We start from the raw sequence: 18,939 nt of genomic DNA, 5'->3' as shown, positions 1-18,939 counted from the left end.
GTCGAAAGCACTCCTTGTCAGGATCGCCGCCAGCGGATCTCGCCGCCGACGACGGTGGTGAGCACCCGGGTGCGCAGCACCGCCGCCGGCGCCTCCAGGTAGGGGTCGGTGTCCACCGCGATGAAGTCGGCCAGCATGCCGGGCGCGAGCACGCCCTTGCGGTCCTGCTCGCCGGCCGCGTACGCGGCGCCCAGCGTGTGGGCGGTGATCGCCTCGGCCATGGTGAGCCGCTGCTCGGGCTGCCAGCCGCCCTCGGGGGTGCCGTCCTGCCTGGTGCGGGTGACCGCGGCGTACAGGGCGGCGAACGGGTCGGGGCTCTCCACGGGCGCGTCGGAGCCGAACGCGAGCGCGACGCCGGCGTCCAGCATGCCGCGCCAGGCGTACGAGGCGAGGTCGTGCCCGCCGAGCAGCGCGTCCACCAGGGAGATGTCGCTGGTGCAGTGCACCGGCTGCATCGAGGCGACGACCCCCAGCCTGGCCATCCGCGCCAGGTCCTGCGGCCTCAGGTGCTGGGCGTGCTCGATGCGGTGCCGCAGGCCCGGGGTCGGTCCGATCTCCTCGTACGCGTCCAGCACCAGCCGGTTGGCCCGGTCGCCGATGGCGTGCGTGGCCACCGCGATCCCGGCCGCCGCCGCGGTGCGGAAGATGCGGACGAGGTCCTCGTACGGGGTGACCGCGATGCCGGTGTTGCCGTCCTCGCCGGCGAACGGCCGGTGCATGTGGCAGGTGTGCGAGCCGAGCGCGCCGTCGCTGAACACCTTGACCGGCCCCGTCCGGATCCAGTCGTCGCCGTCCCCGGTCCTGCGCCCTTCGGCGATGGCCGCCTCCAGGTGGTCGAGCGGGATCGCCTTGTGCACCCGGATCTTCAGCTCGCCCGCCTCGCGCAGCTCCAGGTAGGCGGCGCGGCAGTCCTCGCCGTCGATGTCGTGCACGCTGGTCACGCCCAGCGCGAGCAGCTCCTCCTGGCCGGCGCGCAGGCGGTCGCGCAGGTCGCCGGAGACCATCAGGGCGCGCAGCGGGGCCGCCGCCGCTTCCCGCAGGATGCCGGTGGGCTCGCCGTCCGCGTCCCTGACGATCTCGCCGCCCACCGGGTCGGGGGTGCTCGCGTCGATGCCGGCCAGCCGCAGTGCGGCGGTGTTGGCCCAGACGGTGTGGGTGTCGGCGTTCGGCAGCGCCACGGGCAGGTCGGGGCAGACCGAGTCGAGCGCGCGGCGGTCGGGCTGGACGGGCGGGTCCCAGGTGTTGCTGTCCCACCGGCCGCCGAACAGCCACCCGCCGGGACGCAGCCTGGCCGCGTGCGCGGCGATCCTGGCCAGCGCCTCGTCCAGGGAACGCGCGTCGCGCAGGTCGACGCCGGTGAGGCTGTTGGCGTACTGGGCGGTGTGGATGTGGGCGTCGTAGAAGCCGGGCAGGACGGCGGCTCCGTCGAGGTCCACCGGCTCCGCCGCCGGGCCCGCCGCCGCGCGCACCTCGTCCTCGGTGCCCACGGCCACGATCCGCTCGCCGTCCACGGCCATGGCCGAAGCGGCGGGAGCGCCGGCGACACCGGTGCGGATGGCGGCGTTGCGGTAGACGAGCATGCGGTGGTGACCTCTCAGTGCCGCTCCCAGCAGGAGTCGCGAAAAGGGCAGGAAGCACTATAGACACGCGCTTTCCCAGCTCATCACCCGGCTCGGTCACCGGCGGGCGGGCGGGCGTCAGGAGGCGAGGCCGTGGCGGTAGGCGTAGACGACGGCCTGGACGCGGTCGCGCAGGTCGAGCTTGGTGAGGATGCGGGAGACGTACGTCTTGACGGTCTCCTGGCTGATCACCAGGGTGGCGGCGATCTCGCTGTTGGACTGGCCGTCGGCGATGAGGCGCAGCACCTCCAGCTCGCGCGGCGTCAGGGCGGGCTCGGTGGCCTGGACGTCGGCGGGGCGGATGCGGGCGGCGAACTTGCCGACGAGCTGCCTGGTCACCTCCGGGTCGATCAGCGCGGCGCCGGTGGCGACCGTACGGATGCCGTGCAGGAGCTGGGCCGGCGGGGCGTCCTTGAGCAGGAAGCCGCTGGCACCCGCGCGGAGCGCCTCGTAGACGTACTCGTCGAGGTTGAAGGTGGTGACGACGAGCACCTTGATGGGATCCTCGACGCCGGCCCCGGCGAGCCGGCGAGTGGCCTCGATGCCGTCGAGCACGGGCATGCGGATGTCCATCACGACGAGGTCGGGGCCGAGCTTGCGGGCCATCTCGACCGCGGTGCGGCCGTCACCGCACTCGCCGATGACCTCCATGTCGGGTTGCGCGTCGATGATGGTGGCGAACCCGGTGCGGATGAGCGCCTGGTCGTCGCAGACCAGCACCCGGATCGGCGCGGTCACGACCCGCTCCCCGTGGGGATGACGGCGCGTACGGCGAAGCCGCCGCCGGCCTGCGGTTCGGCGGTGAACTCACCGCCGAGGGCTTCGACGCGTTCGCGGAGCCCGGTCAGGCCGCGCCCGCTGCCTCCCACGGCCGCGGCACGGGAGCCGGAGCCGTCGGTGGTGACCGCCACGCTGATCTCCTCCTCGCCATAGCGCACCTGGACAACGGTGTGGCTGCCGTGCGCGTACTTGAGGGCGTTCGTCAGAGCTTCCTGGACGACTCTATAGGTGACGAACTCGGCACTGCCCGCCGATTCGGATGGTTTGCCCTCTTCGTCGAACTCGACCGGCTGTCCGGCCTGCCGGGTCTGCTCGATCAGGTCGCCGATGTCGCTCGCCGACGGCACGGTGAAGTCCGCCTCGTGCTCGGGGTTGAGCACGTCGAGCAGGTGGCGCAGGTCGGAGATGGCCCGCCGGCCCGTCTCGGTGACGGAGGCGAGCGCGCTGTCGAGGCGCTCGGGGGCCGCGGTGAGGTAGCGCGCCGCCTCGGCCTGCACGACCATGGCGGTGACGTGGTGGGTCACGACGTCGTGCAGCTCGCGGGCGATGCGGGTGCGCTCGGCGGTGCGGGTGGCCTCGGCGATGCGTCGGCGGCGTTCGGCCTCGGCGGCGCGGGTGGAGCGCACCCAGGAGCCGACTCCCCACAGGACCACGAGCGCCACGTAGAACACCACCAGGTCCGACGGCGTCTCCTTCGAGCCCAGCATCTCGAGCCAGGAGATCAGCACCAGGTACGCCAGCGTGAGCAGGACGGCGGTGAGCTTCCTGCGGCGTTCGAGGTGGGCGCCGGTGTTGATGAGCGCGAGCGGCAGCGCCATGCTGCTCACCGCGTGGTAACCGAAGACCTGGTCGAGCGAGAAGCCGATGACCACCAGCGTGACGCACAGGCCCGGGCGCCGCCGCCGCACGATGAGCGGCAGGGCCTCCAGCGCGATCACCACGAGCGCGAAGACGTCGAAGGGGCGGTTGGGCAGCAGGCCGAGCGAGGTGCCGCTGCCGTGGAACTCGGGCACCAGCGAGAGGACGACCAGCAGGAGCGCCAGGGGGAGGTCCCGTACTGTGACGTCGCTCCGCCGCCAGACCTCCCCGATGCGTCGAAGATCCATCACCCGGCGAGCCTAGCGGTTGCGTGGGGTGGTATGCCCAATTCGGAGCGAAGTCGTGGCGGCTTGTCCCCCTTGCGAGCTACTGGCGATTGTCCACTGTGTGGTGACGCTTCAGGGGTGCTCGATTCCGTAGCGTAACGGACGTAACGCCGAGGACGTTCCTTTAAGCCCCTGGAGGACACCATGTTCCGCACCTTCAAGAAGACCGCCCTGACCGCCGTCGCCGTCGCCCTGCTCGGCATGGCGGCCGCCGGTTGCAACCCCGATGAGCTCGACAAGCTTGACGAGTTGGACAAGCTGGACAAGCTCGACTCCCTGGTGACCACGTCCTCGGAGCCCGCAGAGAAGCTGTTCACCGGGACCCAGAAGATCGACGTGGCGGGCGTGAAGGTGAACGTGTCCTGCACCGGCGAGGCCGAGAAGGACAAGCCGGTGATCATGCTGATGGCCGGTGCGGGTGACGGCCTGGACAAGCTGGCCTCCCTGCAGAAGACGCTGAGCGCCAAGCACCGGGTCTGCTCCTACGACCGCCCCGGCGAGGGCGCCAGCGACAAGCCCAAGGGCCCGCAGACCTTCGACAGCGCGGGCGAGGTGCTGACCGCGGTGCTCGACAAGGCCGCGGGCGACCACCCGGTGGTGCTGGCCGGCCACTCGCTCGGCGGCCTGCTCGCCGGCCGGTACGCCCCCGAGCACACCGACAGGGTCAAGGGCGTCGTCCTCATGGACGCCACCCCGCCCACCATGCTCAGCGACATGGAGAAGTCGATCCCCGCGAACGCCAAGGGCCCGGCCGGCCAGCTCCGCGCCCAGAACCTCGCGGTCTTCAAGGGGCAGAACCCGGAGCTGCTGAGCATGCCCGACGGCCCGGTCGGCTCCGCCGGTGACATCCCGGTCGAGGTGCTCAAGCACGGCAAGGAGTACCTCGCGGCGATCCCCCAGTACGGGCAGAAGCTGGAGCAGGCCTGGACCGCCGGCCAGCGCAAGTGGCTCGGCCTGTCCAGCAACAGCAAGCTGATCGTGGCCGACAAGAGCGAGCACTACATCTACGTCGACCAGCCCGAGCTCGCCGTCGAGTCCATCGAGCGGGTCGCCGGGCAGGCCGCCGGAGGCCAGTCCTGACCAGCCGGGTCTGCTCCACCCGAATTTGCCCCGACCGGCCGATCCTGACCGGCCATCCCCGACCGGCCGATCCTGACCGGCCGTCCCTCACCAGCCGGTCCTGGACGGCCGTCCCCGACCTGCCTGTCCTGACGGCCATCCCTGACCAGCCGGTCCGAACCGGCCACATCCGATCGGCCCGTAGCGGCCGGACCACAGACCGGGCGCGCCACCAGATCGGGCGCGCTGCCAGACCGGGGCGCGTGCCCCGCCGCTCTCAGGGGCTTGCGGCGGGCACGCGCCTCGTTCCGTGTGTACGGGGCCACGCGCTGTACGCGGGCGCAGAAGCGGCGCAGCCGGTCACCGGCACACAGCCCCCGGCCCTGCCGCCGCTGCCCTGGGGACGACAGACGCCCACGACCGGGCCCGTCGCCTACCCGCCACCGTCCGGCGTGCCCGACACGGCGGTGCGCATGGACGTCGTCAACGTCGGCCGGCCCGGAATCGGGTGGGTGCGCAATGGGGCGTACTGGTTCGACGTGCGGGCGCCGCACCGGCTCGCCGGCTACTCGGGCGGTGACCTGCTGACCGCTACGGAGCCCGCCGAGGACGACGCGGCCCGCCTGACGGCCACGCCCGGCGGGGATCAGGAGGCGAAGGACACGTACGCGGCGCTGGCGGCCGAGCGGCGCCGCCGGCCTGGCCTCCGCCCTCCCCACCTCCTGAGCCCGAGACCCGGCGGCGGGGTCGCGGCCGGCGCTCACGGGGCAGGGGGCGAGCCGGCGCGCAGGGGGTATGGCGAATACGCGAGTTGCCGCAGGGGCGCGGACAACGCACCCCCGGCGCGCATCACTCCTCCGTCAGTTCCTGGATGGCGGCGCGCTGGGCGGCGGTGGCGCGGGTGACCCAGTCGAGGATGAGCTCCAGCTCGTCGTCGGTGTACCGGTCGTAAAGCTCGGCGAGCCTGGTCACGAACGGCTCGAACAGCTCGGCGAAGCCGGCCAGCCGGGCGTGGTCGATCTCCACGATGACCCGGCGGCGGTCCTTGGTGTCGCGTACGCGCCGGGCGAGCTGCTTGGCCTCCAGCCGGTCGATGAGCCCGCTGACCGTGGCGGGCGCGAGGCCGGTGTGCTGGCCGATCTCCCCCGCGGTGAGCGGCCCGAGGCGCTGCAGCAGGTCGAGCGTCTTCTCCTCGGTCATGCCGAGCCCGAGCCGCTCGCCGAGCGCGCTGTGGTACATCACCGCCGCGTTGCTCTGCTCGCGCCCGGCCGTGGTGAGCGCCTCCAGCAGACTCTTTCGTCGCTCCGAAATATCTCTCGACACCGTTCGCCACCCTTGCCTATTATTTCGTTCGTCCGAACGAAAGGTTATCACCATGAAGGCTCTGATCATAGGTTGTGGCATCGCAGGACCCGTGACCGCGATGGCGCTGCGCGAGGTGGGCATCGACGCCGAGATCTACGAGGCGTACGCGCGCGGCGCCGACGACGTCGGATCCTTCCTCAACGTGGCCTCCAACGGCCTGGCCGCGCTGCGCGTGCTCGACGCCCACCACGAAGTGCTCAAAGCCGGCATCCCCACGCCGCGCATGGTGATGTGGAGCGGCACCGGCAAGCGGCTGGGCGAGGTGGCCAACGGGCTGGAGCTGGACGACGGCACGGTCAGCCACACGATCTTGCGCTCCGACCTCTACCGGATCGTGCGCGACGAGGCCGAGCGGCGCGGCATCCCCATCACGTACGGCAAGCGCCTCACCTTCTACGACGAGAAGCCGGACGCGGTGACGGCGGTGTTCAAGGACGGCAGCCGCGCCACCGGTGACCTGCTCATCGCCTGCGACGGCGTGCACTCGCGCACCCGCACGGTGCTCGACCCGCAGGCCCCGTCCCCGCGCTACAGCGGCCTGTACGGCTTCGGCGGCATCGTCGCCGAGTCCGGCCTCGCCGGGGAGCCCGGCACGTACCACATGGTGTTCGGCAAGCGCGCCTTCTTCGGCTACACGGTGGCGGCGTCCGGCGAAACCTGGTGGTTCGCGAACCTGCCGCGCAAGCTCGGCGACGTGCAGGCCGACTGGAAGCCGGTGCTGGTCGACGCCTTCAAGCGGGACGCGAACGCCTCCGCCGACCTCATCAGGCGCAGCGACGTCGGCCCTGGGCTGCCCATCTACGACCTGCCCGAGCTGCCGACCTGGCACCGGGGCCGGGTGCTACTCACCGGCGACTCCGCGCACGCCACCTCGCCCAGCTCCGGCCAGGGCGCCTCGCTGGCGATCGAGGACGCGATCGTGCTGGCCCGCTGCCTGCGCGAGAGCGGCGACCACGAGGAGGCGTTCAAGCGCTTCGAGTCCGAACGGCGGCCGCGGGCGGAGCGCGTGGTGGCGTACTCCAGGACGATCAGCAACAGCAAGGCCGCGGGGCCGATCGTGCGGGTCATCCGCGACCTGATGATGCCGTTCTTCCTCAAGAAGAGCGCCGGCCAGGAGTCGCTGGCCTGGATGTACCGCTACCAGGTCAGCCTGTGAGGCCGCCCGGGTGCTGTGCGGGGCCGTCGATCGCCGCGGCCTGAACTCGACGGCCCCGCGTGCTCCTCACAACTCACTTCCCCGTACAGTGAGGTGTCCGCCACAACCCCTGTGAGCTTGGAGTACGTGTTGCACGAGAAGTTGTCGGCGATCTATGACAACGTCCTGCGCCGCAACCCTGGCGAGATCGAGTTCCACCAGGCGGTGCGCGAAGTCCTCGAAAGCATCGGCCCAGTGCTCGGCAAGCACCCCGAGTACGCCGAATCGAAGATCATCGAGCGGATCTGCGAGCCCGAGCGGCAGATCATCTTCCGCGTCCCATGGACGGACGACAAGGGCGAGGTGCACATCAACCGGGGCTTCCGGGTGGAGTTCAACAGCGCGCTCGGCCCCTACAAGGGCGGCCTGCGCTTCCACCCGTCGGTCTACCTCGGGATCGTCAAGTTCCTGGGCTTCGAGCAGATCTTCAAGAACAGCCTGACCGGACTGCCCATCGGGGGCGGCAAGGGCGGCTCCGACTTCGACCCCAAGGGCCGCTCCGACGGCGAGGTCATGCGGTTCTGCCAGAGCTTCATGACCGAGCTCTACCGGCACATCGGCGAGTACACCGACGTGCCCGCCGGTGACACCGGTGTCGGCGGCCGCGAGATCGGCTACCTGTTCGGCCAGTACAAGCGCATCACCAACCGCTACGAGTCCGGCGTCATCACCGGCAAGGGCCTGGTCTACGGCGGCGCCCAGGTGCGCACCGAGGCCACCGGCTACGGTTGCAGCTTCTTCGTGCAGGAGATGCTGAAGGCGCGCGGCACGTCGTTCGACGGCAAGCGGGTCGTGGTGTCCGGCTCGGGCAACGTCGCCATCTACACCATCGAGAAGGTCGAGCAGCTCGGCGGCGTCGTCGTGGCCTGCTCCGACTCCTCCGGCTACGTGCTCGACGAGAAGGGCATCGACCTCGACCTGCTCAAGCAGATCAAGCAGGTGGAGCGAGCCAGGCTCGACGTGTACGCCCAGCGCCGCCCCCACGCCACGTTCGTGCCGGGGCGCAGCGTCTGGGAGGTGCCCGGCGAGGTGGCGATGCCGTCGGCCACTCAGAACGAGATCACCGGCCACGACGCCGCCACCATGGTCGCCAACGGCCTGATCGCGGTCGGCGAGGGCGCCAACATGCCGACCACGCCCGAGGGCATCAAGGTGTTCCAGGAGGCGGGCATCGCGTACGGGCCCGGCAAGGCGGCCAACGCGGGCGGCGTCGCGACCAGCGCCCTGGAGATGCAGCAGAACGCCAGCCGCGACTCCTGGACGTTCGAGTTCTCCGAGCAGCGGCTGCAGGAGATCATGCGCGACATCCACGACCGCTGCCTGGCCACCGCCGACGAGTACGGCATGCCGGGCAACTACGTGGCCGGCGCGAACATCGACGGCTTCCGCCGCGTCGCGGACGCCATGCTCGCCCTCGGCCTGATCTGACGGGCCTGATCTGATGGGCCTGATCTGACGGGCCTGATCCAACCGGCCTTCTTCTTTCCGGCCGACCCGGCCAACGACGTCCGGGTCCACCGGCCACCTGACCCTCCGCCTGAAAACGCGCCCGTCAGCGCCAGGCGGACACCGTACGGGCGACGTAGTCGCCGAAGTCGATCGGATCGCGGCCGAGCGCCCGCCGCACCCCGTCGCGCGGCTCGACGAACAGGCCCGCGCATCTTCGCGTACAACGCGTTCAGCTCCTCCGCCGCCTCTTGCGACGCGCCCTCCGCCAGCAGCTCCTCGCGGTACTGCTCAGGGGTCACCGTCTCGTACGTGATGGACCGCCCCGACGCCTTGGCGATGGCCGCCACCGCCTCGCCGAACGTCAGCCCGCGCGGCCCGGACAGCGTGTAGACCTGCTCGTGGTGGCCGTCCTCGGTGAGCGCCACCGCGGCGACCTCGGCGATGCCGCCGCTGACGTATCTGAAGGAGTGGCGGATGGCGCTGGCCGCCGACCTGCTGGGCGAGCCCGCCTCGACCGTCGCCGCGGTCGCCCGCCGGGTGGGGTACGCCGACGCGTTCGGGTTCAGCACGGCGTTCAAGCGCTTCTACGGCGCCAGCCCCACCGAGTGCCGCGCGTCCTGCCAGGCGTGAAGGCGCTGTAGCGTGCTGGCGGGCTCGCCGGCGACCGGCCGGCGGACGACGGCGGGGCTCAGCGCAGCGCGCGCTTGACGGTCGTGAGCCGCCTGGGGTGGTTGGTCATGATGCCGTCCACCCCGTACGAGATCAGCTTGCGCAGCACGGCGGGCTTCTCCGCCGTCCAGGTGTAGACCCGCATGCCGCGCCTGTGCACCTTCTCGACGTACCGAGGGGTGAGCTGCTTGTGCGCCAGCGTGAGCCCGTCGGCGTAGCGGGCCAGCTCGCTCAGGCGGGCCTCGTGCGGCCGGCCGAGCAGCGCGATCGGCAGTCCCGGCACCATGGCGCGCAGCACCCGCATCGACTGCCAGCCGAACGCCTGCACGGCGAGCCGCCCGTCGCCCCACAGGTCACGCGTCTCCAGCAGCTCGGCGGCCACCCTGCGGTCGATGTCCGGCCGGTCCGGCGGGTGCTTGATCTCCAGCAGCAGCCGGGTGCCGGTGCCGCGTACCGAGCGCAGGGCCTGCGCGAGCGTCGGCACGCCCTCGCCCCGGAAGCGGGGGAGAACCAGGAGCCGGCGTCGAGCCGCTGGATCTCCTCCAGCGTGAAGTCCGAGACCCGCCACGGCGCCCGCTCCGGGAAGAGCTTCTCGACGTTCGTGGTCCGGTCGAGCGTCTCGTCGTGCATCAGCACGAGTTTGCCGTCCTTGGTCTGCTGGACGTCGAACTCGCACACGTCCGCACCCTGCCTCCTGGCCAGGGCGCAGGCCGCGATCGTGTTCTCCGGTGCCTTCGCCATGCCGCCCCGGTGGGCGATGGTGTCCACGTGGGGCGGCACGACGGGCGCGGCGACGGCGGCGGGGCCCGGCACGACGCCAAGGCCCGCCACGGTTGAAACGGCGAGAACGCCGAGAAAGCGATACATGGTCACTCCCCCCGGTATTGCTGTGCCAGAGAAGTTCCCACTAAGGGGGGAATGACCGTTTCCTCCGCGCGTGTCGCAAAGATCCGTACGAACTTTTGACCGCGCGCCTTCCGGCCGACCGCCGGCCGCACGACCGCGACAAGCGCCCGCAGGCGACGGCTACAAGACCGCGACAGGCACCCGCAGGACGCCGGCCGCAAGACCATGACGGGCGCCCGCAGGCCGCAGGTTGCACGACCGCGACGGGCGCCCGCACGCCGGAGCGCCCGTCGCGGTCACGCGGTCACGCGGTCAGTAGCGCAGCTCGCGCAGGTACCGGTAGCCGACCTCCGCCGTACGCTGCGGCGTCACGTCCGGGGTGTCGTTCTCCACGATGTACTCCTCCACTCGGTGCGCGCGGAACACCCGGCGGAAGTCGATCGTCCCCGTCCCCAGGTCGGCCATGTCGCCGTCGAGGTGCCGGTCCTTGACGTGGTACTGCAGCACGCGCTGCGGCGCCCTGCGGATCACGTCGATCGCGAACTTCACCGGGTCGCGTTCCCCGCGTCCCACGCCGCCGGTGACCGCCCAGTAGATGTCGATCTCCAGGTGGACCAGGCGCGGGTCCAGCTCGGAGGTGAGCACGTCCCACGGGGTGACCCCGTTGCCGAGGTCGGTGGTGAACTCGTGGGCGTGGTTGTGGTAGCCGTAGCGCAGCCCGGCCTTGCGGGCGGCCTCGGCCTCGACGTTCATCCGCTCGGCCCACGCCTTCCACTGGTCCAGGCTGTCGGATGCCAGATAGGGCACGACCATGTACTTCTGGCCCAGCGTCAGCGCGTTCTCGATCTTCGTTTCGAGCCCGGCGGCGTCGGAGCTGATGTCCTCGTGGCTGGAGCTGGCGCGCAGGCCGAGCCCGTCGAGGAAGCGGCGCAGCTCGCGCGCGGTGCGGCCGAAGTAGCCGAGCGCCAGCTCGACCTTCGGGTATCCGGCCCTGGCCACGTAGCGGAGCGTGGCGTCGTAGTCCTTGCTCAGGTCGTCGCGGAGCGTGTAGAGCTGGATGCTGATCTTGCCGGGCGGCACCCGCTCGCCGTGATGGCGGGGCGGGTGCACCGCCGCCGCGGCGGCGGGCGACGCGGCGGCCACCGCCGCCGCACCCAGCCCTAACCCGGCGGCGAGCAGGGAACGCCTGCTGGGGCCGTAGCCGTAACACATAGTGGTCCTCCTGAGTCCGCCTAATTCGTGGCCGGCGCTATGGGCTGGAGCACGACCTGGGCGCTGCCGGTCAACGGCGGCAGGCCGCCGGTACCCGGGTCGGTGTAGGTGGCCACGAAGACACCGGTGAGGTTGTCGTTCTCCGGGTCGTGCCCGCTCGGCTCGGTGGTCTGGATCGACCCCGTGCAGCCGCGGGCCGTGGTCTGCGGGTGGCCGTGGTCGTCGTGGCCGAGGATGTAGTCCACGGTCACGTTGGCGCAGTCGACGGGCTGGTCGTCGGTGACGCGGACCTCGAACTCGACCACGTCGCCGAAGCTGAACCGGTCGCCGTCCACCGGCTTGACCAGCTCGACCACCGGGGCCGCGTTGCCCACCACGATCCGCACGGACGTCGAGGCCGACCGCCCCTTCGGGTCGGTGACCTTGAGCGTGGCGTTGTACAGGCCGTTCTCCTTGAACGTGTACGACGCCGACGGGCTGCGCGAGTCCACCTTGCCGTCGGCGTTGAAGTCCCAGGCGTAGCTGAGCCGGTCGCCGTCGGGGTCGCTGGTGCCCGTGCTGGTGAAGTCGACGGTGAGCGGCGCGAGCCCGTCCGTCACCGACGCGGCGGCCACCGGGATCGGCGAGTGGTTGCCGGTGCGGCCGATGTAGTCGATGCGGGAGAGCTGCGCCTCCGGGTTCTCGCTGAAGTAGCCGTCGCCGTATTCCAGCACGTACAGCGCGCCGTCCGAGCCGAACTCCATGTCCATCGGGTTGTCGAAGACGATCGACGGCAGCACGCTCTCGATGCGGCCGTCCCGGTGCATCGCCTTGACGTAGTCGCGGGTCCACTCGTACAGCAGCGGCACGCCGTCGTAGTAGCTCGGCCAGGCCACCGAGTCGCGGCCCTTGGTGTCGGCCGTGCGGATGTCGTACGCCGGCCCGCCCATCGGCCCGATACCGCCGGTGCCCAGCTCGGGGAACTCCGGCGACAGCCCGTACGAGTACCACACGTCGGGCTGGGTGACCGGCGGCAGCTCGCGCAGGCCGGTGTTGTGCGGCGACTCGTTGATCGGCGCCTTGCAGTCGAACGTCTCACCCGACTCGCCGGTGGCGAAGTCGTAGTCCACGTACGGCAGCTCAGCCGTCGCGCAGTACGGCCAGCCGTAGTTGCCGGGCTTGCGGACGATCGTCCACTTGCCGGTGCCCGCCGGGCCGCGCTTCGGGTCCGCCTGCTGCTGGTCGGGCGAGTAGTCGCCGACATACAGCTCGCCGGTCCTCTTGTTCAGCTCGATTCTGAACGGGTTACGCAGCCCCATCGCGTAGATCTCGGGCCTGGTGCCCTTCGTGCCGGGCCGGAACAGGTTGCCCTTGGGGATGGTGTAGCCGCCGCCGTTCTCCTTGGGCTTGATGCGCAGGATCTTGCCGCGCAGGTCGTTGGTGTTGCCCGAGCTGCGCTGGGCGTCGAACGCGGGGTTGCGGTCCGGCCGCTCGTCGATCGGCGTGAAGCCGTCGGAGGAGAACGGGTTGGTGTCGTCGCCGGTGGACAGGTAAAGGTTGCCCGCGGCGTCGAAGACGATGTCGCCGCCGACGTGGCAGCAGATGCCGCGATCCACCGGCACGTCCAGGATGCGCTGCTCGGAGCGCAGGTCGATGGTGGATCCGGTGAAGCGGAAGCGTGACAGCCTGATCAGGCCCTTGAACGGGGCGAAGTCGGCGGGGGTGCCGGTGACGGGTGCGTCGCCCTCGTTGACGTCAGGGGTGGCGGGATCGTCGACGGGGGTGTCGAGCGGAGGCGAGTAGTAGAGGTAGACCCAGTCGTCCTTCTTGGAGCCTTTCCCGAAGCCCGGGCTGAGCGCGATGCTCTGCAACCCCTCCTCGTCGTGCTGGTACACGTCGAGCTTGGCGGCGAGGGTGTTGAGCCCGGTCTTCGGGTCGTGTAACCAGACCTCGCCGCGCCTGGTGGTGTGCAGCACCCGGTTGTCGGGTAAGACCGCGAGGTCCATGGGCTCGCCCGGATGGTCGTTGAGCGTCACCTTCTGGAACTGGTCGTCCGGCGGTGGGGCCGCCGTCTCGGCGTGCGCCGCGGACTGCGCGCCGAACGGCACGATCATCGCCGCGGCGGACAGCACCGCGATCATGGTTCTCGCTCTCACGCCTCTCTCCTTCGGTCTACTCGGGTGGATAAGAGAGGGCAAATTAACGTGAATGTAACCCGAGTTACGCCGATCGAGGAGGGCCTAATTCACGCCCGCCCGCGTATCTCCCGCCCCCGATCGCACTAAGTGAGAAAGGCGTACGACAACGCGATCGCCCCTGCCGGAGCAAGGGGCGATCGGGATCGTCTATAACGTCAGTTCTTCTGCTCCTCCATGGTGACGGTCACCGTGGACTCCTTGCCGTCGCGCTGGTACGTGATCTGCACCTGCTGGCCGACCTTGAACCCGCGCACCTGGCCGACCACCGTGTCACCGCCCTGCACCGGCGTTTCGCCGATCTTGGTGATGAGGTCGCCCTCCTTCAGCCCCGCCTTGTCGGCCGGGCTGCCCTTGGTCACGTCGCGGATGAGCGCGCCGGGCACGTCGCCGGTCGCGTCGGTCACGCTCACGCCCAGGTAGACGTGGGTCACCTTGCCGTTCTTGACGAGCTGCTCCGAGACGTGCTTGGCGGTGTTCACCGGGATCGCGAAGCCCAGGTTGACGCCTTCAGGAGCGATCGCGCTGTTGATGCCGACCAGCTCGCCTGCCGCGTTGACCAGCGCGCCGCCGGAGTTGCCCGGGTTGATGGCGGCGTCGGTCTGGATCATGCCGCCGAGCGTGGTGACCTCCTCGGCCTGCCCCCGCCCGCCCCAGCCCGGCGGGAGCTGCTGGTCGCGCGGGCCGCTGCCGGCCGTCACCGTACGGTCGAGCGCGCTGACGATGCCCGCGGTCACCGTGCCGTCCAGGCCCAGCGGGCTGCCGATGGCCAGCACGTCGTCGCCCACCTTGAGCTGGTCGCTGTCGCCCAATGCCACCGCGGCGAGGCCCGAGACGTCCTGCGCCCTGATCACGGCGAGGTCGGTGGCCGGGTCGGTGCCGACGACCGTGGCTTTGGCCATTTTGCCGTCGTTGAACTTCACCGTCAGTCCGCTGTCCTGCCCGGACACCACGTGGTTGTTGGTGAGGATCAGCCCGTCGGCCGACAGGATCACGCCGGAGCCCTCGCTCGTACGGCCCTGGATCATGACCACCGACGGCTGCACCTTCGCCGCCACCTCGGCCACCGTGTACTGGTCCGAGGCGGTGCGGAAGACCGGGCTCGGCGTGTTCGGCGTGGCGGTCGCCGCCGGCACCGGGGTGCCGCCTCCGGCCAGGGCCGCCCCCACGGCCCCGCCGCCCACCGCGGCGGCTCCCAGCGCCGCGACGGCGGCCAGCGCCAGCCCGGCGATCGCCTTGCGGGTCAACGTGAACGCGTGCTTGCGCGCGGGCGGTGGCGGCGGCGGCATCGAAGGGATCGGCCGGGTGAACCCTCCGGCGGACGGTGGGGTCGCACCGAACTGGCTCCAGCCGTCGGTGCGAGGCTCGCTCGGCTCGTTCGCGCTCATGTCATCTCCTCAGGTCCCGATGACACAAGCGTGCGCGCTGATCCGTAAACACCGGCTAAGCAGGGGATCGCGCGCGTTCGCACCCCCTGATACCGGCCTTATCACCGCTGGTGGCAAGCCGCGGGCCCGGAAGAATCCGCCCGGAAAAAGAGATGAGATGTGAGAGTTCTCGACACCCTCACATCTCCTGACGGTCCCTCGGCGTATCAGCGGCGGCGCCGTCGGCGCCGTCGGGCCCGTCCGTAGGTGTCGCCCCCGTTGCCCGGCGTGGGCTCGGGCGCGAACGGCAGGCGGAAGGCTCTGAGTCCGAGATAACGCTGTATGGCCATCGTTCCCCCTCGTGGAAGCCGTGGGGTTCGGCACACCGGACGGCTGCGCGTCCGGCGGTGCCGGACTGAAGCCCCCATACCCGCCACGCTCGGCCAGTACCCTGACCTGCGAAATCCGGTTACTTGTTGGAGAGCTTGCGGCCCTTGAACGTCGGGTGCTTGGTCTCCCAGTAACGCCAGCCCTCCACGCGGGAAGGCACGTTCGCGATGCCGGTGGCGACCCTGTGGCGCTCGCAGGTGCCGAGCACGTTCCAGGCCGACCAGCCGATGCGGTAACCGAAAACGCGGTACCACATGTTGCCGTACTTGCCCGGGCTGATTTCCCGGGTGTATTCGTGCCCGGTGAAGACCATGTGCCGCTCTTCGAGGTGCGGCAGGCCGAGCCGGCGCAGGCTCTCCACCACCGACTTGGTGTCGGGGGTGCCGTCCTCGTCGTCATGCGTAAAGGTCTTCTCCAGCGTCTTGGTCTTCTCGTTCTCGGCTTCGAGGAAGGCGAGGACCTCGTGCTCGCGCGTGACCGACACCGTCATCGAGCCGCCAGGGCCGTCGATGAAGCGGGTGCGGGGCACGAAGAAGTTGCGCGGCGAGAGCTTGTGGATCCGCCAGAACGTGTGCGGCCTGCAGTTACGGCCGCCGTCCTCGTCCTTCCTGCCGGTGTGGAAGCCCCTGTCGCTGTGGATGCCCTTGAACTTGCGCAGATGGTGGTCGTCGCGGTTATCCGCGCTCGCCGCAGGTGCCATGGTGACCGCAAGCGCCACCGCGAGCAGCCCGTGCACCGCCGGCCTCGCCATTTTTCTCATTGGGGTGAGCATTTACCGTTCCTTTCGGAATACGACCCATGGTCGCCAGACCGGTACGATGCTTACAGTTGCCGCGAGCCGAATGACAACGCCACGCCGCAGCCGAATATCCCACACCCGGAAAGAATCGGTGAAAAGCACCAACTGCGAATGGCTTTTCAGTAAAGAAAAATTAGCGCCTCGGCCTATGCGTGCCATATGACACCCTGCGCGATGTGTCGCCTTCGTCCCGTGATGTCGGTATATCCATTTGGGCAGGCGTTGAGGAACATCGTTCGCACCGTACGTACCTCCCTACGGCAGTTACCGGGTTTCGGGAGGTACGTAATGCACCGCAGAGTCGCCCTGCTCTCCGCCGCCGCGCTCGCCCTCGCGGGCGCCCTGGCCCCCATGGGCACCGCGAACGCCGCCGGCGGGCCGGACTTCCGGCGGCCCGCCACGTGGACCGCCACGGATTCCTGGTCGGAGCGCAGGACCGTCTCGCAGTACTGGACCGCCAACCGCATGCTCGCGGCCAAGCCGCTCAACGCCCCCGCCCCCCGGCGCAACCAGTGGCGCGGGCCGTCGCGGGGCAACCCCTGGTCCGCGCGGCCCACGCGGGGCTCGGCCGGGAGCCGTACGACCTGGTCGGCCCAACAGGGGACGGGCCACTACGGCAACGGCGGCCAGGGCACGGGCAACCGCGGCACCGGCAACCCGGGCACGGGAGGCCAGGGCAACCAGGGCAACGGCGGTCAAGGCAGCGGCGGCCAGGGCAATCAGGGCAACGGTGGCCAGGGCACGGGCGGTCAGGGGAACGGCAACCAGCAGCGCAGCGCCGTCAACAACAGCCCCGGCCTGCGGTGGACCGACGGCGGCGCCGTCGTCCGCACCACCGGCCGGGTCTTCTTCACCACCGCGGACGGACGCAACTCCTCCTGCTCCGGCACGGCCGTGACCAGCGCGAACGAGAGCGTCGTCATCACCGCGGGCCACTGCGTCAAGCTGAACGGCGCCGCCCACCGCAACTGGGTCTTCGTGCCCGCCTTCGAGAACGGCCGGCGGCCGTTCGGCACGTGGGTGGGCACCAGGATGTTCACCACCCAGCAGTGGAACGCCCGCGAGGACATCAACTTCGACGTGGCCGCCGTCGTGGTGGCGCCGCTCAACGGGCAGACGCTGACCGACGTCGTCGGCGGGCAGGGCGTGGCGTTCAACCAGGCCAGGAGGCAGCAGATGTTCTCCTTCGGGTACCCGGCGGCGGAGCCGTTCGACGGGGCACGGTTGATCTACTGCAGCGGGCGCGTGTTCAACGACACGGTCATGACGCAGGATCAGGGGCTGCGCTGCAACATGACCGGCGGGTCGAGCGGCGGGCCCTGGTTCCTGAACTTCGACCCCGCCACCGGGCTCGGCTCGCTCAACTCGGTGAACAGCTTCACCTATAACTTCGCGCCGGGCTTCATGTTCGGACCCTTCTTCGGAGACGAGGCGATGGCCGTCTACCGGGCCGCCGAGAGCGCCGACGCGGTCTGACCGGCGGCCCTGACCGAAAGCGGACAAGGACGGCGGCCTGGGACGGCGGTCCTGTTCCTGGGACGGTGGTCGTGCTCCTGGGACGGTGGTCGTGCTCCTGGGGCGGTGACGGTGACGCGCGCGCTCGGGGCGGGCGTCACCGTCGCGTCATGTCACACCCAAGATCGTCACGTAATCACACCAGTCACTTAAATCCCACAAGCCTCAAAAATATCCGAAAAACAGGGCATTGACGAAAAATCCTTACATGGTACTCATAGATCGAGTCGGAAACCTTCAACCCCCCGCAGAGATCGTCAACGAGCGCACCCAAGGAGGACGCGCATGGCGCGAAGCAAGGCCACCGACCCGCCCGCCGACTTACTCGGCCCCGTCCAAGGAGAGGTCTCCTGGTTCTGCTGCGGCACCGCCTGGGGCCCGTGCAGCAGCACCGGCAAGGGGGCCTGCGGCACCTGCAACTCAGGAAACCTGCAGCACGCCTGGCCGAACGCCTCCGACGCGTGCTGGTCCATCACCCGTCCCGACCGCTGCGGCGTCAGCCTGTCGCGCCGGACGTGCGGCTTCCGCCACCGCATCACCTCGCTGTGCGGCGGCGGCAGCGTCGTCACCGCGATCGCCGACTGCGGCCCGCAGACCGACCTGTTCTGCGGCGAGCGGAGCTGCTGCGGCTCGACCTGCGCCAGCAACCGGCTCATCGACCTCACGCCCGCCGCCTACAGCCAGATCGCCAGCCTCTCCTCCGGCCTGCGGCCGGTCGAGATCTCGACGGCCTGAAGGGCGGGGTACTCATGCGCAGCAGAAGAGACCTGCTCAAGTCGGCCGTGCTCGGTGGCGGCGCGAGCGTCGTCGCCGCGACCGCGATGGGCTCGCTCGGCCCCGAGGCGGCCTTCGCCGCCACCGCCCCCACCAAGCAGAAGGTCGAGCCGGGCGCGCCCGACCCCGACTTCGCCGAGGGCAGGATCCGTTCGATCAAGGACGACACCATGCTCGTCCTGGGCTCGAACATGGTCCTGCACACGATCAGGGTGGTGAACGGCACCAGCCTGTGGAAGCTCGGCCCGGTCGGGTTCGACGCGGCCAAGCCGGGCGACGGCCTGTACGCCAGAGGCGTCCGCATGCCGGACGGCGTACTGGCCGCCGAGTCGGTGTGGCTGAACATCGTCAACATCAAGGGCCACATCACGAACATCAAGGACCAGACGCTCCACCTCGATCACAACGGGCAGGAAGTGCTCTGCCACGTCGTGGCCGGCACGTCCGTCGCCATCCGCTCCGACGGGCCGCCGACCACGGACCTGTCGCTGCTGCGCGTCAGCCAGCACGTGCAGATCCTGGGCGCATGGCGTCCGGATACCAACGAAGTGGACATCGCCACGGTCTTCTCCCCGCACTAG

At 70.2% G+C, this 18,939-nt stretch carries 16 protein-coding genes and 1 pseudogene; 7 read left to right on the top strand and 10 right to left on the bottom strand.

The annotated features are described in order from the left end of the window. Window positions 1–17: 17 nt before the first annotated feature. The 3 genes from WBK31_RS37980 to WBK31_RS37970 form a co-directional block, all read right to left on the bottom strand. The gene (locus WBK31_RS37980; RefSeq protein WP_364063621.1) at window positions 18–1,580 is read right to left on the bottom strand and encodes an amidohydrolase; all 1,563 of its coding nucleotides are present in this window, start codon (window positions 1,578–1,580) and stop codon (window positions 18–20) included. A gap of 117 nt (window positions 1,581–1,697) precedes the next feature. After that, complete coding sequence (locus WBK31_RS37975; protein ID WP_364063623.1) at window positions 1,698–2,357, bottom strand: response regulator transcription factor; 660 nt, start codon at window positions 2,355–2,357, stop codon at window positions 1,698–1,700. Next, the gene (locus tag WBK31_RS37970; protein WP_406673964.1) at window positions 2,354–3,508 is read right to left on the bottom strand and encodes a sensor histidine kinase; all 1,155 of its coding nucleotides are present in this window, start codon (window positions 3,506–3,508) and stop codon (window positions 2,354–2,356) included. The genes WBK31_RS37975 and WBK31_RS37970 overlap by 4 nt, the downstream gene beginning before the upstream one ends. A gap of 180 nt (window positions 3,509–3,688) precedes the next feature. On the opposite strand from WBK31_RS37970, the gene WBK31_RS37965 reads away from it, so the two are divergent. Beyond that, window positions 3,689–4,624 (top strand): alpha/beta fold hydrolase, encoded by a 936-nt coding sequence (locus WBK31_RS37965; protein WP_364063629.1) that lies wholly within the window; start codon window positions 3,689–3,691, stop codon window positions 4,622–4,624. Window positions 4,625–5,452: 828 nt separating this feature from the next. On the opposite strand, the gene WBK31_RS37960 is transcribed toward WBK31_RS37965, so the two are convergent. Further along, complete coding sequence (locus tag WBK31_RS37960) at window positions 5,453–5,926, bottom strand: MarR family transcriptional regulator (RefSeq protein ID WP_364063632.1); 474 nt, start codon at window positions 5,924–5,926, stop codon at window positions 5,453–5,455. Between the two features lie 52 nt (window positions 5,927–5,978). Between WBK31_RS37960 and WBK31_RS37955 the strand changes: the two genes are divergently transcribed. From WBK31_RS37955 to WBK31_RS37945, 3 genes are all read left to right on the top strand, one after another. Continuing rightward, window positions 5,979–7,124 carry an FAD-dependent oxidoreductase gene (locus WBK31_RS37955; RefSeq protein WP_406673963.1) on the top strand — a complete coding sequence of 382 codons (1,146 nt, stop codon included), beginning with the start codon at window positions 5,979–5,981 and terminating at the stop codon, window positions 7,122–7,124. 126 nt (window positions 7,125–7,250) lie between these two features. Continuing rightward, on the top strand, window positions 7,251–8,591 hold the full coding sequence (gene gdhA / locus WBK31_RS37950; protein ID WP_364063637.1) for an NADP-specific glutamate dehydrogenase: 1,341 nt from the start codon (window positions 7,251–7,253) through the stop codon (window positions 8,589–8,591). A gap of 435 nt (window positions 8,592–9,026) precedes the next feature. Further along, window positions 9,027–9,242 (top strand): AraC family transcriptional regulator, encoded by a 216-nt coding sequence (locus WBK31_RS37945; protein ID WP_364063640.1) that lies wholly within the window; start codon window positions 9,027–9,029, stop codon window positions 9,240–9,242. A 58-nt stretch (window positions 9,243–9,300) separates the two neighbouring features. On the opposite strand, the gene WBK31_RS37940 is transcribed toward WBK31_RS37945, so the two are convergent. The 6 genes and pseudogenes from WBK31_RS37940 to WBK31_RS37915 all read right to left on the bottom strand — a co-directional run bounded on the left by WBK31_RS37940 (window position 9,301) and on the right by WBK31_RS37915 (window position 16,021). Continuing rightward, on the bottom strand, window positions 9,301–9,765 hold the full coding sequence (locus WBK31_RS37940; RefSeq protein WP_378785647.1) for a glycerophosphodiester phosphodiesterase: 465 nt from the start codon (window positions 9,763–9,765) through the stop codon (window positions 9,301–9,303). 77 nt (window positions 9,766–9,842) lie between these two features. Continuing rightward, window positions 9,843–10,022 (bottom strand): annotated as a pseudogene (locus WBK31_RS37935) (glycerophosphodiester phosphodiesterase family protein); the annotation flags it as partial. 417 nt (window positions 10,023–10,439) lie between these two features. Then, window positions 10,440–11,339, bottom strand: a complete 900-nt coding sequence (locus WBK31_RS37930) for a sugar phosphate isomerase/epimerase (protein ID WP_364063646.1) — start codon at window positions 11,337–11,339, stop codon at window positions 10,440–10,442. A gap of 20 nt (window positions 11,340–11,359) precedes the next feature. Continuing rightward, the gene (locus WBK31_RS37925; RefSeq protein ID WP_406673962.1) at window positions 11,360–13,474 is read right to left on the bottom strand and encodes a PQQ-dependent sugar dehydrogenase; all 2,115 of its coding nucleotides are present in this window, start codon (window positions 13,472–13,474) and stop codon (window positions 11,360–11,362) included. Between the two features lie 197 nt (window positions 13,475–13,671). Then, on the bottom strand, window positions 13,672–14,901 hold the full coding sequence (locus WBK31_RS37920; protein ID WP_364063650.1) for a trypsin-like peptidase domain-containing protein: 1,230 nt from the start codon (window positions 14,899–14,901) through the stop codon (window positions 13,672–13,674). A 448-nt stretch (window positions 14,902–15,349) separates the two neighbouring features. Continuing rightward, window positions 15,350–16,021: a hypothetical protein gene (locus tag WBK31_RS37915; protein WP_364063653.1), complete on the bottom strand. Its 672-nt coding sequence runs from the start codon at window positions 16,019–16,021 to the stop codon at window positions 15,350–15,352. A 336-nt stretch (window positions 16,022–16,357) separates the two neighbouring features. Here WBK31_RS37915 and WBK31_RS37910 point away from each other — a divergent pair, with 336 nt between their 5' ends. The 3 genes from WBK31_RS37910 (at window position 16,358) to WBK31_RS37900 (ending at window position 18,939) form a co-directional block, all read left to right on the top strand. Continuing rightward, window positions 16,358–17,545, top strand: a complete 1,188-nt coding sequence (locus WBK31_RS37910) for a trypsin-like peptidase domain-containing protein (RefSeq protein ID WP_364063656.1) — start codon at window positions 16,358–16,360, stop codon at window positions 17,543–17,545. 324 nt (window positions 17,546–17,869) lie between these two features. Further along, window positions 17,870–18,319: a hypothetical protein gene (locus WBK31_RS37905; RefSeq protein WP_364063658.1), complete on the top strand. Its 450-nt coding sequence runs from the start codon at window positions 17,870–17,872 to the stop codon at window positions 18,317–18,319. A 14-nt stretch (window positions 18,320–18,333) separates the two neighbouring features. Then, complete coding sequence (locus WBK31_RS37900; RefSeq protein ID WP_364063661.1) at window positions 18,334–18,939, top strand: cell wall protein; 606 nt, start codon at window positions 18,334–18,336, stop codon at window positions 18,937–18,939.

Origin of the sequence: Nonomuraea sp. N2-4H (assembly GCF_045291505.1) — a bacterium.
GTDB lineage: Bacteria > Actinomycetota > Actinomycetes > Streptosporangiales > Streptosporangiaceae > Nonomuraea > Nonomuraea fastidiosa.
Note: the sequence above shows the minus strand (reverse complement) of the source record. Positions and strands in the feature narration are given on the sequence as shown.

Coding starts and splice junctions, on each gene's coding strand:
- WBK31_RS37920 (WP_364063650.1), bottom strand. CDS start 14,901: ATGAGCGCGAACGAGCCGAGCGAGCCTCGCACCGACGGCTGGAGCCAG.
- WBK31_RS37910 (WP_364063656.1), top strand. CDS start 16,358: ATGCACCGCAGAGTCGCCCTGCTCTCCGCCGCCGCGCTCGCCCTCGCG.
- WBK31_RS37915 (WP_364063653.1), bottom strand. CDS start 16,021: ATGGCGAGGCCGGCGGTGCACGGGCTGCTCGCGGTGGCGCTTGCGGTC.
- WBK31_RS37905 (WP_364063658.1), top strand. CDS start 17,870: ATGGCGCGAAGCAAGGCCACCGACCCGCCCGCCGACTTACTCGGCCCC.
- WBK31_RS37965 (WP_364063629.1), top strand. CDS start 3,689: ATGTTCCGCACCTTCAAGAAGACCGCCCTGACCGCCGTCGCCGTCGCC.
- WBK31_RS37930 (WP_364063646.1), bottom strand. CDS start 11,339: ATGTGTTACGGCTACGGCCCCAGCAGGCGTTCCCTGCTCGCCGCCGGG.
- WBK31_RS37980 (WP_364063621.1), bottom strand. CDS start 1,580: ATGCTCGTCTACCGCAACGCCGCCATCCGCACCGGTGTCGCCGGCGCT.
- WBK31_RS37955 (WP_406673963.1), top strand. CDS start 5,979: ATGAAGGCTCTGATCATAGGTTGTGGCATCGCAGGACCCGTGACCGCG.
- WBK31_RS37900 (WP_364063661.1), top strand. CDS start 18,334: ATGCGCAGCAGAAGAGACCTGCTCAAGTCGGCCGTGCTCGGTGGCGGC.